At 53.3% G+C, this 14118-nt stretch carries 10 protein-coding genes; 1 reads left to right on the plus strand and 9 read right to left on the minus strand.

Annotated features, from left to right (window positions below; translation table 11 throughout):
• Nucleotides 1–51: 51 nt before the first annotated feature.
• The 9 genes from K3729_18035 to K3729_18075 all read right to left on the minus strand — a co-directional run bounded on the left by K3729_18035 (nucleotide 52) and on the right by K3729_18075 (nucleotide 10536).
• Nucleotides 52–822: a hypothetical protein gene (locus tag K3729_18035; protein ID UWR01125.1), complete on the minus strand. Its 771-nt coding sequence runs from the start codon at nucleotides 820–822 to the stop codon at nucleotides 52–54.
• Nucleotides 822–2135: a hypothetical protein gene (locus K3729_18040; protein ID UWR01126.1), complete on the minus strand. Its 1314-nt coding sequence runs from the start codon at nucleotides 2133–2135 to the stop codon at nucleotides 822–824. The genes K3729_18035 and K3729_18040 overlap by 1 nt, the downstream gene beginning before the upstream one ends.
• A 1-nt stretch (nucleotide 2136) precedes the next feature.
• Nucleotides 2137–2940 carry a DUF4123 domain-containing protein gene (locus K3729_18045; GenBank protein UWR01127.1) on the minus strand — a complete coding sequence of 268 codons (804 nt, stop codon included), beginning with the start codon at nucleotides 2938–2940 and terminating at the stop codon, nucleotides 2137–2139.
• Nucleotides 2941–3151: 211 nt separating this feature from the next.
• Nucleotides 3152–3409, minus strand: coding sequence for a PAAR domain-containing protein (locus K3729_18050; GenBank protein ID UWR01128.1), 258 nt, complete (start codon nucleotides 3407–3409; stop codon nucleotides 3152–3154).
• Complete coding sequence (vgrG, locus tag K3729_18055) at nucleotides 3409–5463, minus strand: type VI secretion system tip protein VgrG (GenBank protein UWR01129.1); 2055 nt, start codon at nucleotides 5461–5463, stop codon at nucleotides 3409–3411. The genes K3729_18050 and vgrG (K3729_18055) overlap by 1 nt, the downstream gene beginning before the upstream one ends.
• A gap of 101 nt (nucleotides 5464–5564) precedes the next feature.
• On the minus strand, nucleotides 5565–6902 hold the full coding sequence (locus K3729_18060; protein UWR01130.1) for a hypothetical protein: 1338 nt from the start codon (nucleotides 6900–6902) through the stop codon (nucleotides 5565–5567).
• Between the two features lie 70 nt (nucleotides 6903–6972).
• The gene (locus K3729_18065; GenBank protein ID UWR01131.1) at nucleotides 6973–7938 is read right to left on the minus strand and encodes a hypothetical protein; all 966 of its coding nucleotides are present in this window, start codon (nucleotides 7936–7938) and stop codon (nucleotides 6973–6975) included.
• Nucleotides 7935–8879, minus strand: coding sequence for a DUF4123 domain-containing protein (locus K3729_18070; GenBank protein UWR01132.1), 945 nt, complete (start codon nucleotides 8877–8879; stop codon nucleotides 7935–7937). Before K3729_18070 ends, K3729_18065 begins: the two co-directional genes overlap by 4 nt.
• 1441 nt (nucleotides 8880–10320) lie before the next feature.
• The gene (locus tag K3729_18075) at nucleotides 10321–10536 is read right to left on the minus strand and encodes a helix-turn-helix domain-containing protein (protein UWR01133.1); all 216 of its coding nucleotides are present in this window, start codon (nucleotides 10534–10536) and stop codon (nucleotides 10321–10323) included.
• A 1337-nt stretch (nucleotides 10537–11873) separates the two neighbouring features.
• On the opposite strand from K3729_18075, the gene vgrG (K3729_18080) reads away from it, so the two are divergent.
• Nucleotides 11874–14069, plus strand: a complete 2196-nt coding sequence (gene vgrG / locus K3729_18080) for a type VI secretion system tip protein VgrG (protein ID UWR01134.1) — start codon at nucleotides 11874–11876, stop codon at nucleotides 14067–14069.
• Nucleotides 14070–14118 lie beyond the last annotated feature (49 nt).

Here is a 14118-nt window from a genome sequence, read left to right on the forward strand (position 1 = left end):
GTGACGCCTTCGATCAGCGTTATGGGGCCTTGGCCTGCCAAATCTCAGGCCCTAATCAGCCGCGCTTTGGGCCATCGCCCGCAGTGTCAAGATTTGACTGTTCACGATACCCCGCGCCCCAAGAAAGAGCGCCGTATTGATGAACCATAGCAAAGGGGCTGCGAAACCAAGTGATGCCTCGCCTCCGCCGATGGTGAGCGGAACCAATGTGGGCCCAAAGATGATCAGAACAAAGACGGCGGCGAATTCGACGATGCCCCGCAGCGTGCTTTTGTGTTCGCGCATGATGGCATTGACTGCACCACCACGATCAAACGCACCTCCGGGCAATAGATGTAGGTGACCGTCATTTAGAACGATGCGTTCCGCCGCAACCTGTTTCACGTCGTTGTCCGTGATGGCGGTGTTCACGCGTTTCAGCACCCACAAAGACCAAAGGCCGGCAATAAGTGTGCCCGCGATTACGGGAATAGATCCCAGCACCGCAACGGCTATTCCAAGCGCAGATATCAGCGGAACGAAGTAAAGGAATCCGGCAAGGAAAAGCGCAAGCCCCAACGCGCGTCGTTTCAGGAGCAGAATTGCTGCTACGAATTGGACTCCAAACGCTAATATCGGGACCCCAAAACTTATGATTGCGGTGAGCGGAGGTGCACTGAAGTCGAACATGACATCTGGGTTGGCTAACCCGACAAGTGCTGAAAGGTAAAACAGCGGTGCGATGATTGCGACCCAAAAACCGGCAGTCTTTAAAATGGTGCCCCAGTTTTCAGGTGGTTCACCAAAACGAATTCGGATGCTTAAGAGTGACTTGAGCGACATCAATCGAATATCCCGGTCGGTTCGCCGTTCATCAGTCTGCGCTCCAATTCCCGAAACCCCCATGAGGTTTCACGTTCGATTTCTTCGCCTATTTCACGCAGGCCTTCCATTGTTTCGCTCCATGCGTCTGCCAGTTTGCCCGTCAATGTGATCGCGCCCTGCACAACGGCGCGCAATCCGTCGTGAAGCGCAGTCAGCCCTCGGTTCACAGCGTCATACAGCCCAGTTTTGTTGATTAGCCAAGTGAGTGTCATGCCGACGACCACCCCAACGGCGATCCCAACTCCAACGACCAGTGCCGCAGATCCAAGCGTTAGTACCGCCGCACCCCCGAGGGCCGCGACCACTGCACCCGCAACGAAATTTGCCGCAGCGGTTGCCAAAACCAATGCGACCCCATCGACCATGAGCGACGAAAACAACTTTGACCAATCCCCGCGCGAATTGGGATCGGCGTACCATTGGACAACGTTCATCGACCCGACAATAACGAAGCCAACGACAGGAATTCGGCCGCCCGCTTTCCATGATTCAGGAGCGGCACTTGCCATCTGGCCGCGCACACCTGTGACGACATGGGTCATGCGCGACCGCACAAGTCCGGCCGCAACGCCCGCGACAAGGCTGCGTGCAAGGCCCGGTTGGGTTCGCGCAACGATCACCAGTGCGCCCATTGCGTTGCGCATGACGTGCACAGTGCCCTTTGCCCCGTTCAGCAAAGCACGCACCGCAGCGCGCCCGTTTTGCGATCGGATCGCAGCGACTGCATCTGCAATAGCTGTTGGAAAATCGGTTCCTGCGATGCTGAAATCCATCCCATCTGTCAGGCCATAAAGCGCAGATGATCCGGTGACGTCGTCAATCGCCTCAACCGCAGTGACAATAGAAATCGCAAGCCAGAGCAACATGCCATTGGATGCCGTTTCAACGTCGATTTCGCCTTCTTGGACTCCGTCAAGGTAGGCGTAGGGAATTTCGACAACCAGAATATCTTGCTCTGTGTCTCCACCGCCGGTCGGCGCATTCTCTGGAATTTCGCTCAGCAGAACGCCGACGTCTTGCGGGCGCGCTAAGTTAAATTCTTGGAGACCTGTGCAGACCGGTAGGGTGGTGCCATTAATCTTGAGATCGACTGAATTCACAGTCCCGCTCAGTGTGTTTGGCAAGATCATACGTTGCCCATGCGGCAATGGCCCCGTGCTCATCCCGTTCACGGCACCTTCGACGACGCCACTGACGTTCTCGCCATTAAATCGGAACAGGTTGCCTTCTTCGCAGTTGGCTAACGGATCGTTGCAGGGAATAGCAGCCATTTCAGGGTGTCTCCGATGTGTGTTTGGCCCGGGCGAGAATTTTGCGCGACCGGTCAAGTTCATGTTGCTTGCTATGGATTAAATCCGCAAATTGGGCGTCTTTTTCGGGGCCGTGCCCAAGGATCAAGGTCGCTTGTACATAGCGCGTGATCGAAGTTTCAGATTTGAGCCCAAGATCAAAAGCAGCCAACGCCATTTTGCGAACGCCTGCTTCACGCTTGTCGTCTGCCAGTTGCAAAAGCGCTGGCATTTTCGCGCAGATTTTTGCGTTAAGGCCGCGTAAGAAAAGTTCAAATCGGATATGAGACAGGTCTTCGATCAGGTTTGGCCATCTGCCATGACGCACGCCACAGCTGGGGTCGGATACCATTGCGCTGACGACGTGGCGATGATGCAGGTCGGGCACAAGGAACGTATTTTGGCTAACAAAGCCTTCTACGCGTTGCCGCGCATCGATTGCATGAAATTGTAAATAAAGCGCGAGAACGTCAGGTTCCCAGAACCTAAAGAACATGTGCTTCCCGGTTGGATCCGGAACTTGAACGTATCTGCGAAAATGCTGTGTGAGCTGGTCAATATCTTGGTTTGACCGGAGGTAGAAACCAGGTTTCTTCTCCCAAAAATCCCATGGTAAATCACTTGAAGTGAACAGCTTCTTGGTAAAATCTGCATGCGGGTCAAGCTGGACCAACCAAGGTGCAACGGCTTCTAGTGCCGGGTCATCATTGCTGTGGTAGATACATCGGTGAGGCTGATCAGATGCTCCCAGAAACTCGATCAGATTTGGTATTTTTGCTGCATCCAAAATGGCAAACGTCTGTTGCGTCCCTCCAAACAAAGGATCGTTTAGAACTTCTGGAACCGAAGTTTGATCAAGGCCTGCAGACAGTGGCACAATATTATCAATGATTGTGATCGTCAGGTTAGAGGGCTGTTTGTCAGGCGTGGTCGCAGTCGCCGCTGGCGTAGCCCCAAGTAACCATGGATCATCATGTGGTTCGAAACGCATCTGGTCTTTACGGCAAGATCTTGTGGTTTGGTGAACCTGCGACGATTGCGCCGCCGTGGGATGTTGCGCAGCCCATGTAGGCGACGGGTTTGCCGTCGTCGGTGGACATGGATGATCCCATGATGATGGTGGCCCCGCAGGCGGTTTTGTCGCCCATGCGCGCGACGGGTTTGCCGTCGATCATCGCTTTGCCGCCAGACACAATCGTGTTGGGGCCGTGGATCGGGCAGACGTGTTTATCGCCAAGGCGTGCAATCGGGATCATTATTCACCCTCCTTCGGGCATTCCTCGACCAGTGGTAGGCCCGCGTTCGCAGCTCCCTGCAGGGTCGGGACTTGTGAACTGCCAGAGCCGCCCATCGACACATTGCCCTTGAGTTTGATCTGTGCGCCTTCAATCGTGACGCCGGAGCTATCAAGCGTGATCTTCCCGCCCGGCCCCTTGATCACGAACTTCTGGAACGCCATCAGCGTGTGAACTTTCGTGTTGTTCGTGATCGACTGGTTCACGTTCAGCGTCGATTTCCCAAGGACCGTATGTTCGGCGTTACGGCCAACTTGGGTCAGGTGATCGGCAAAAATGTCCTGTTTGTGGATGTTGGCCACGTTGTGCACATGGTCCTTGCCATAGTTTTCGATCTGGTTCTGGCCAACGGTATATTGCACGTCGCGGCCAATGTTGATCGTTTCATCGCGGCCTACAACTTCGGTATGATCTTGTCCGACAGAGATCGCTTTATCGCGCCCGACCGTTTCCGATTGGTCCTGCCCAATTGTCTTGGTCCGGTCATTCAGGATATCAACCTGCTGGTCTTTCTGACCATGCATATAGATCAGTTCTTCGTCTTTTTCGTCTTCGAACATCAGCTCGTTAAAGCCGCCGCCCTTGTGGGTGTCGGTTTTGAACGTGGACTTGGTTTTGTTCGCAGGCAGCGGATAAGGCACGTCGTTTTTGCCGTTGTAAACACAGCCTGTGACCAGCGGTTTGTCGGGGTTACCTTCGAGGAATTCAACGACAACTTCCATCCCGATCCGCGGGATCACCATGCCACCCCAGCCCTTGCCGGCCCAGTTTTGCGACACACGGCAGCGCATCGAATAGCGGTTGTCGAGGTCCCAGTGGAAATGCACCAGAATGCGGCCGTATTCGTCGCAATCAATCTCGCCTTCGCCGACAACGACCGCCGTTTGGGGGCCGTGCACAACGGGGATGCGGGTTTTGCGTTCAGGGGCCAGCGGCGCAGAGATCGGCAGCAGTACGTAGGATCCGTCGTAAACGGGGTCCGAATTGCCCTGACCGGATGCAAAAGACGCCGTCGCAAAGCTGTGGCTGGCCGACAGGCACAGACACGGATCGTCAACGCCCGTGACCTTGTCGCCCTTCACTTTGACGGTGAGCCCAGCCCGCAATGACGCCACATCACCGCTGGCTTGATGGCGGTGATCTTGCCCGCGTTCTTGCAGCGTGCGCAGGCGGGCGACCAGTTTGCCAGTGCCCTGATCCAAATAATCGCCCGGATAATCGTAGCTTTCGATCTGGCCTTGGCTGTAAGTCGCGTCGCCCATCCGGTCGGTTTCCATCGACGCGCTCGGCTTCTTGAAGTTGTAGTCCGTTAACCTGATCCCGCCCGTCGTTAACCGTCTGCCGGGGCGCATATCGGTAAAGTGTTCCTCATCGGTGGTGCGGTTCCCGTCGGACACCATCTTGAATGCGCGACTGCTGCCGTGCAGCGGTTCATGCGCGGTCATCGCGTCGGTCAGCACCAAAGTGTGCGATCCGCGATTATGGGTAAAATGGTAGGAAATCCCGAACCGTTCCATCAGCCGGGTCGCAAAATCCAGATCGCTTTCGCGGTATTGCACGGTGTATTCCAGCGTCGGATAGCTGCCAGACAGCCGCTTTTCCATCGCAGGTTCGCCAAGACCCGAATAGGGGGCGAGCAGTTCGTCGAGAATCTCGACGACTGTTTTCTCGTGATAAATCCGTTGATTGCGGCGCAGGCCCGCCAGCCACATCCACGGCTTGAGCGTCAGGGTATAACGCCAGCCATTTTCGTGCAGGCCGTCGAAATTGACCTCAGAGATGATCCCGTCAAACGGGACGTCAGGGTTGTCATACGTCGTCAGCTCAACCGTCGCATGGCTGCCGATAAGCGCGTCAAAGTCCAGATCGTTGCGTTCAGCCAAAGCATCGACGCGAATGGTGAACAAATCGTTGACGTGTTCTTCAGTCGTCATACGAAGAAGCACCAGCGTATTCGCACCCAACGCCGTATGAAGCTGCCCCATACGTTCATCTTGCTTAAATCGCGCGTTCATGATGACACACCTTACTCAAAAACATGTCTGAGATGATAGCATTGCAAGATGGCAATTCAAAGTTGATCGAGTGAAAGAGTGGTTTTGTCGTCAAAAATGCATCAAACAGCCATTTCTTCTATCATTTCAGACAACCAAGCCAGTGTTTGTTCACGTGCGGCGCGCGAATCGAACGCGGCTTGATGTTCGAAACCATCGTCGATGGGCACTGCCATTTGCCCAGAATGCGAACCAGCCCCGGCCTGCACAGTGCCGTCGCCCGGCGCGTTGGGGCCGGACATCACAATGTGCCCGCCGTAAAGGCCACTGAAGCCGGGGTCGGGTGTTCCTCTTACACGCATGCGACCAAATTCGTTTGATGTCGTGTACTCTCCCGAAAAAGTTCCACTGGCGGGCAACGCACCATTGAGACGTTGCAGGGTCCAGTCAATCCGATCACGGGTCGTCAAACCCGTGCCGTAAAACATGCGCGTATTCGGATGAAACCCATGTTCACCCAGAGCGTCGTGAAAACCGGAAGCGACAGCTATTCGGCTCAGATATTGAATATAAGCGAAATCACCTGACGGATCGCCAACAGGGTTAAGCCATTCTTTGATAATGAGCCGCCAATAGTCGCTTTGATTCCGGTAGACTTCAGAATAAGGATCGCTGCGCGGAATGCTTTGGTTAGAACCATTGGCAACGACTGCACTGATCCAGTCGCTCCGCCCACCTGCTCCTTTGTACCACTTGTTCGGTGCTAACTCTAATGGTCCGGGACAATTTCCGGCGGTCGCTGTAACCTCTGGTCCATTGCCGCCAAGCACACCTTTGGTTAACCCCTCAAACCCACCTTTGATGCGTTTGTAAAGTTCTGGAGATCCGTGCGTCGGCATAGCCCCATGAATGACACCATGAACTTGATCGCCTTTTCCCATGATTTCGGTGAATGCGCGCGCCACCAATCCACCCATAGAATGGGTCACAATAATGGGTTTGACGGCTTGTCGGCCCAATTGTTCTGCTTGTTCTTTGGCATCTGCGGCAGCCCGCGCGATCACGGTTTCAAGGTTGCCATATGCTGCGTTTTGCGGATCACGCGCAGAATCTAGATTTGATCCTGTCCAATTGTAAGGGTAAAACCAGAGCACAAGCTTCGTGAAGACAAGGCATCCGTTGACGTATCCATGTTTCTCACCATTCAGTAAGTTACGAACCCGGCTGTAGGTTGGAAGCATCCCTGTCCAGCCGCGATCTTCGATTCCGCCGTCACTGCGATGCGCGACCTCAAGGAAGTCTTTGTCAAAGTAGCTCCCGCTATCACCGACCAACCGGTTTCGTTTTCGTCCTGCGCCACGTGTAAATAAATCAGCGGTATTCCCAAGTTGCTCCCACCCATCGATTCCAGGATTCCACACAACTTCGCCATCACTCGTCCGTCGCAGGCGGCTGCCCATAATGCCGGGGATGAAAATGATTGGGGCGACAATATCTTGGGTACATGTCGCAACTGCATCATCGGTCATTTTATCGCAACCTTAGACTATTTAGTGCAGTATCCCAGATACCTTCAAGCGTTTTGACATCATAAGGAGGCGCATCAATCGAAACTTCGTTTCGATACAGCGACATTCTGACTTGAATCTCAGGTAATCCAACACCTGCGCCGTTACCACCAGAGTATTCAAACGCCCATCGATCTTGAGCCGGATCAACTACTTTTCCGACAATACCTTGAACACCAGCTACGTCTCTGTTCTCGACGAAAGGCGTGCTTTCCAGATATACATCTGAGCCAAGCGGCGATGAGCTCACGTGGCGCAGGTAGAGACTAAAACCAACGAAAAATACGGATGGATCGCGAAAGCGAACGGTCACAGAATCTGCGGGGATATGCGGTAAGTCTAAGAATGCGCGATCCACACAAATCCCGGACTGAGTGGGGATGTCCTTATTTTCACGTGGTTTGGTGGCCTGCGCGATCGTGGCTAGCCCAACTTGATGAGGGTCGTCGCCCAATTTGATGACATCTGTCAGATCCAGGAAAGCGTCGGCTTCAGCGCGAAACATGTGGCCATGACGAATGTAATAGGCTTCCGCATCGACGGAGGGAGCCTCGAAGGTCGGGAGCAAAGGGTCATATTGCTTTCGGCCCAAGATAAAAATGTCATCCATACGAAGCTGACCAGCGGCTTTGTAATACGGCTGTTCTGTTGTGCCAATTGCAAGGGCAGTGCGACGCGCGTCTACCAATCCTTCTAAGTCATTGGTATCGCCCGGCCCCAATCCGGTGACCCTGACCCCTCTAGGCGCGCCAACGTTTGGACGCATTGACTGCAATTCGAAAGCAACCGGAAGGTCTATGTTATACCTCCCAACGCACCAAGTTCGGGTCTGTTCAGTCATCGGGATCTCCTCTTGGGCAAAACTGCTCATCGGTAACAACACAACAAAATACAAGGTGCACAAGAAGGCGATTTTTCTTGGTGTCATAACGTTTCCCGCCAATTTTCAATGTGCCACAGTCGAACACCAGGCCCTTTACGTGTATCCGTGAGGATCTGCAAAAGTGCATCTGGCATGTTACCTTTGCCTTCAGGAAAGCGCTTCGCGAGACCAAAAGTGGCGTCCTGAATGTGCGTGGGTTGCTGAAAGCCGATCGACATTAACCATGCTCTAATCTGCGTCAAATAGGCGTCAGTGCACGCATGCTGCATATCGGTGGTGTTAAGCTGATCGCGAACTACGAACAAATCCTTGCGCAAATCACGTTCACGGACAGCCGCATTAAGAGCAGTCAGTGTCGGTAAACCCATTGCTAGCTTAACATGATCTGGCGTCTTCGTGTCAGATAGATCAAACGTAAACCATCGCTCGCCATTGGTTTCTGGGTCCGGCCAAACATACCTAAATCCAGAGAAAAACCGAGTCAGCCAAGGTTCGAGTTGCCTGTCAATATCGGTCAGTGCGCGAAAGGTTGATGGCTCCCAAAACCGGAAAAAAACCCATTTCTCGGCACTGTCCTGCATCATGATGAACTTGCGACAATGGGTCCAGACAGGGTCGAACGCTTGAGCCGTTTGGATAAAAATGCCTGAATATGCATCCCACAAATGCGGGTAATCGTCGCCTTGTGAAAACAGGTCGCGCGTGAGTTCGTGATCAAGCGGTAACTGGACGAGCCACGGAGCAACATCGCTGTAATCTTCCATCGCTTTCCCGACGAACAAACATTTATGTGGAACATCAGCCGCAACAAGACGCTCTGGTAGATGCATAATTTTAGCCGCGTCCAGAACGGCATAAAGTTGAAAGTCATGAGGATCGTCACCGATGGCAGCCCTCAATCCGACAGGAATAAAGGTCCTATTGTGATCAGCGTGATCCGCTGCGATCGGGGTAACTGGTGAAATTTCAATCAGATCAGAAATCACCTATTTGTCCCTCGCCAGTAAAACGATATTCAACACAACGCATGATTGAAATGTGGCTTTTTGCATGCACATTAGCAAGATAGCCGAAGCAGTTTTTAGAAAATGATCCAAAGCATTGTGATAGCTCAGCCAGTTTTGCATCGCCGCATATGTATATTATTGTTTCGTCTAGCACATCCCAGCAGTGATTATCGCTTCGCTAACTGAGTCGTGGACGTCCCCTGAGATACGCCCAGATTTGTAGACGCTGTGGTACAGGTCGTGGTGCGCGAATACACGTGGAAGGCGCAGGTTACCGAGGAACGCACTATCTTAGAAAAGGCGACTGGATACTTTGCGCGCGAGTCTCAGTGACGTATGCGTTTATTCGACTCACGGCAGGGCATCGCGCGACAATGTCCCGATAGGGAGACCCATCGCGCGGAGTTTTAAGTGCGGTCGATGTGCCGGGTGCTGATGGTTCATTTCAGCGGTTTCTATGCATGGCTTGAAGAACCGTTAAGTGCGCGCGCGCTTAAAGATGTCCGTCAAACTGAATTCGTCCAGCAGGCATGGCCCGATAGCCGCAAGGTCTATTGCTATCGCAAATTGACGGATGATCTGCGGAAGCGGGCGAGACGCGCTCTAAGAGCTGTGTGGCCCGTTTAGCCGGCCTCGCGTGCGGCGCGGCACAGATTGACGACAAACGTCGCCTTGGTCGATATGCTGGCAAGCCTGCCGTAGTTGCTGACATCGCCTGGATGACTGAGGCTCCCTATATTAGAACCGACCAAGGTTAGTCGTATTTGTCTGTTGTCATTGACTTGTCCTCAAGACACGTCGTCGGACGGTCCACCCCCTTGGCAGATTGCTTTGCAATCGCATGCCGGGCAAAAGATCAAAGCTAGCTGGCAAAGAGTGGCAGTCCTTCCTGAGCAAAAACAATCTGGTTGCCAGCATAAGCAAACTTGGAAATTGCCACGACAACGCAGTCGCCAAAAGCCTCTCTCATCTTCTGAAACATGAACGTATCAGGCGGCAGACCTATCTCACACGCGATGTAGTCAGGCAGGCGTCTAGAAAACCAGGGGCACCTCAATCATCAGGTTGGCCTGACGGCCAACGCGCCTTGGAACGTGCTTGCTATTTGAGGGCATCACGCCCTAAGGCGCGACACCCAGTGGCCGACTTTCGCTCTGCCATAATGGTCGGTGGTTACGCCACCGTTGACAGCCACGAACGGTTGGCTCAACGCATTGGAACGCGTCGATGATTGAGTTTATGCGCCCCTCAGAGGCGTATCGCTGATCGAATTGCAATGAACGGCCACAGCTTCGAATTTCTACGGCGTAGCTGGGTCGGCCAGCCTCTCCGTCAAACGTGGCGAATAGGAATAGATGCGGCGGTTCTTTTAGAGGCTTTTTGAAAGGGGGCATCGCCGATGTGAGTGATTGCGGTGGCATCATCCCTTTGCGTTCCGGATACGCATAATCGTCTGTCGGGTGGTGTTAAACGTGCGCGCGAGATCGATGATCTTTTCACCCGCTGCGATGCCTGCTCGGACTTTGGAGCGCGCCTGTTGATCAAGCGACGGCGGCCTTCCGACGGGCGTCCGTCCCGCGCTCCTTGTTTTCGCCGCACTCTGATCAAGTTTCGCAAGGGCCTTTAGTGTGCTCATGACCTGCTCGGTTGACGACAGTTGATCGCGTGAAGCCGCCAAACAATAAGCCCGTCTTGCGGTCCTAGCCCGCGCAAAAGTTTCGTAAATTTTGGGCGACCTGACGCTGCTACCGCCGCGTTCGCATTCTCGATGATCACATCCTGTTTACGCACGTCAAAACCCTCGTCCCGCGCGGCCTTCAGTCGCCCGCGGATCATCGTAAGCTCGGACGACGTTGGCCCCTGACTGACCGCCCGATCTGCTGGAGCCGGATCTCGACGACAATAGATGAAGTCTCGGGCTTCAGGCACAGGTGCGGTCTTTCTCAAAATACAGGATCATTTTGTCCGAAATGATTTTCGGACACATTACCGTACGAAAACCATGATGCAAGTTCAGTCCATTCCATCAATCCTACGTAAAAACAGCATAAATCGTGATTATTGAACGTACGAAACACCCTGTCAAAATTTGCTTTTCACGGTAAACGCCAACGTGGGCCAAATGCGTCCAGCGCCCCGCAAGTCATTGAAATAAATGCGTAAAAAGTCAAAACCACTTCGCGACCCACTAGTTGGTTGTAAAGCCCTGTTTTTGCTCACAAAAACGCCCGCCGCAGAGAGCTGCGTGACGTGTGTAGAAATTTTGAGGTTAGTTGGACCGATCTTTTGACTGGGTAATGGTGAAGATATCTCGCACGAACACTGAGACCCTGCAAAATTGAATGGGCGGGTTCTGTAGCAAGTCACGCCGCCCGTGAAATGAGCGGCACTGGGTGCTGCTGGTCTCTTTTGCTTGGAGACCCTGGCGCCAATGCTAGTAGTTGCGCCTCAGTGAGCTTCGTCAGGGCTCTCGGGCCGTTTTGCGCGGCGGAGGTGCCTGAGCGCGCGCTGCGTGGCTCTGGCTTCCAATTCCCCTGTTTTGCGCAATCGCTCTGTCAGGCGTTCTGAGGGTCAGCAGTGACAACGCACTCGAACCTGTTTCGAAGGACTGCACCTCGTGGGACAGCCAGTCCCATAAAAATTACACACGTCACGCAGCTCTCTGCGAAAGGCGTTTCCGCGAGCAAAAACAATGGCGTAAGGGGCGTTTTGAAGGTGTTTCAGTGGTGTAGCATTTTTACTGTTTATTTTCAGCGGGTTAATTCGTCATGGACGCGTTTGGCTCACGTTGGGACAGCCTGTCCCGCCCACTAATCAGAGAAAATGCAGTTAAACCGTAACAGGATATCCGCGCACGTTTGCCAGTTCTGGCCATATCGCCGCGCATCAGAGTAAAATCGCAACCGGTGGTTGCTAATGGTGGCCGGTGACTTATGGTGATCTGGTAACGAATGAACTGGACTGATCGGTACTATGAACGCCATTTTCAAGCAAGCGGACCGCATGGGGTCTTTGTCGACGACCTTAGGCAAGGACGTGTTGAACCTGTTGCGGTTTAGTGGTGACGAGCATCTGAACGGCTTGTTCACCTACCGTGTTGAGGCATTAGCGAAGACTGATGATCTGGATTTCAACGCGTTGATCAGCACCCATGCGACGGTGAACCTGAAGTCCTACGATCTTCTCGAGACTCCTTTTGACGGGATCATTACGGAAGCAGAGATGTTGGGGCAGGGTGAGAATGGGTGGCGTTATACGTTGACCTTAAAGCCTTGGTTCTGGCTGTTGGGCTTGCGACGCAAGCAGCAGATTTATCATGAGAAAACTGTTGTTGAGATTTTAGATGAGGTCTTTGCGCCTTATACTGGTTTTGGCAAACCTGCTGTCGAAAAACGCCTGACCGGAACCTATCCGACGCTTGAATATACCGTCCAGTACCGCGAAAGCGATCTGGATTTTGCGACGCGTTTGATGGAGCGGTTCGGGATTTCCTATCATTTCAAACACGACGTCGGATCGCATACACTGGTGCTGACCGATACGGTTGTGTCACACGATGATTTGCCCGGTGCCGCCCGTGAATTTCACATGGCCGAGAACGGTCAGACGAGCCGTGACGCCGAACATTTTTGGGATATGCGGCCTTCACAAAGGTTAACAACTGGTAAGATCCGCTTAACGGATTACAACTTTAAGACCCCTAACGCCGCGATGGAAGTCGATCGGGATGGGGCTGCCCCCTATGAAGAGGGCAGCATCGAAAGTTACGATTATCCGGGTGATTATCTGGCGCAGGGTACTGGCAAAGGCGTTGCGCGTCTGCGTGTGGATCAAGAGCGCGGCCAAGATCCGCGACATCGTGCACTTGGCGATTGTGCCTCGCTGCGCGCCGGTCACAAAGTGAAAATTACGGGTGATAAGGTGCCGGGTGTGGATAAGACGCTTTGCCTTGCGGCGCAGCACACCTACGCGTCGGGTGGATATGGCACGACGGAAAATGGCGAGCCGAGCTATGATGGTAGCTATTTGTTAATGCCTGCCGACACCCCGCTTGCGCCGGAACGCAAAACTGCGCGACCCATCGTGCAAGGCCCGCAAACTGCTGAAGTAGTGGGCGAGGGCGAGATTGATTGCGACGAATATGGCCGGATCTTGGTGCGGTTCCATTGGGATTTGGACGCGCGTCATTCGATGCGCTGTCGTGTGTCGCAAAACTGGGCTGGTAAAGGCTGGGGCGGCATGATTGTGCCGCGTATCGGTATGGAAGTGGTCGTCGAGTTTCTTGAAGGCGACCCCGACAAACCACTGGTGACGGGCTGTGTTTACAACGGCAAAAACGACACGCCTTATCCTCTGCCTGAGCATAAAACAAAGTCGGTGTTCCGCAGTGATAGCCATAAGTCTGAAGGGTTTAACGAATTCACATTTGAGGATGCGACGGGTGCAGAGAACATCAGCCTGCACGCGCAAAAAGATCAAACGCTCAAGGTTCTGAACAACCGCTCAAAGCGGGTAGACAATAACCAAAACGAGAGCATTGGCAGCAATAAGTCGATTGAAGTTGGCGGCAACCACCAAGAAAAAATTGGTGGTTCGATGAATGTGTCGGTCGGTAGCGCACAGAATGGCGCGCTTTTTGGCGCGTTAGGGGGCATGATCGGTCAAGCAGCCTCCAAAATGAAAGAAGGTGCCGCTGAAGTTGGGGACAAAACAGTCTCGGACTTTGTTGGTGGATTGGCTGATGCAAGTGTTGCTTCGGAGGTTCTGTCGTTGTCCGGTATCGCAGGATTCGCGGGAGCAGGCGGGCATTCCAAAATAGCAGGGGCCGCGCAAGCCGGGGCGGGTGCTGCCTTAGGAAATCTGCTAAGTAGCGTCATGCCGGTCTCGGGCATCATGAATACAGTCATAGAAAAAGCGAAATCCGAAACAGTTGGCTTAGCCAGCACCGAACAAGTCGGACTTTTCAAAAACACAGTCGTGGGAATGGTGCAGACAACCTATGTCGGTAAAAAGAAAATTGTCGATGTCGGAGAAGAATTGGTCATCCAAGTGGGCAAATCCAAGCTCGTCATGAAGAAAGACGGTACTATTCGCATGCTGGGTGATAACTTGAATATCACGATGTCTGGGCCGGTGCAGATCAATGGTTCAACCGTAGACCTGAACTAGACATGAAGCTTCGATCACACATAGATTTTCCAGCGTTTGTTTTTCAGAA

It is taken from the genome of Rhodobacteraceae bacterium S2214 (genome assembly GCA_025141675.1).
GTDB lineage: Bacteria > Pseudomonadota > Alphaproteobacteria > Rhodobacterales > Rhodobacteraceae > Yoonia.

What these genes read in the sequence shown, in the direction of transcription:
- K3729_18075 (UWR01133.1), bottom strand. Translation starts at nt 10,536, where the DNA reads ATGAGCACACTAAAGGCCCTTGCGAAACTTGATCAGAGTGCGGCGAAA.
- K3729_18060 (UWR01130.1), bottom strand. Translation starts at nt 6,902, where the DNA reads ATGGGCAGCCGCCTGCGACGGACGAGTGATGGCGAAGTTGTGTGGAAT.
- vgrG (UWR01129.1), bottom strand. Translation starts at nt 5,463, where the DNA reads ATGAACGCGCGATTTAAGCAAGATGAACGTATGGGGCAGCTTCATACG.
- K3729_18040 (UWR01126.1), bottom strand. Translation starts at nt 2,135, where the DNA reads ATGGCTGCTATTCCCTGCAACGATCCGTTAGCCAACTGCGAAGAAGGC.
- K3729_18050 (UWR01128.1), bottom strand. Translation starts at nt 3,409, where the DNA reads ATGATCCCGATTGCACGCCTTGGCGATAAACACGTCTGCCCGATCCAC.
- K3729_18035 (UWR01125.1), bottom strand. Translation starts at nt 822, where the DNA reads ATGTCGCTCAAGTCACTCTTAAGCATCCGAATTCGTTTTGGTGAACCA.
- vgrG (UWR01134.1), top strand. Translation starts at nt 11,874, where the DNA reads ATGAACGCCATTTTCAAGCAAGCGGACCGCATGGGGTCTTTGTCGACG.
- K3729_18065 (UWR01131.1), bottom strand. Translation starts at nt 7,938, where the DNA reads ATGACACCAAGAAAAATCGCCTTCTTGTGCACCTTGTATTTTGTTGTG.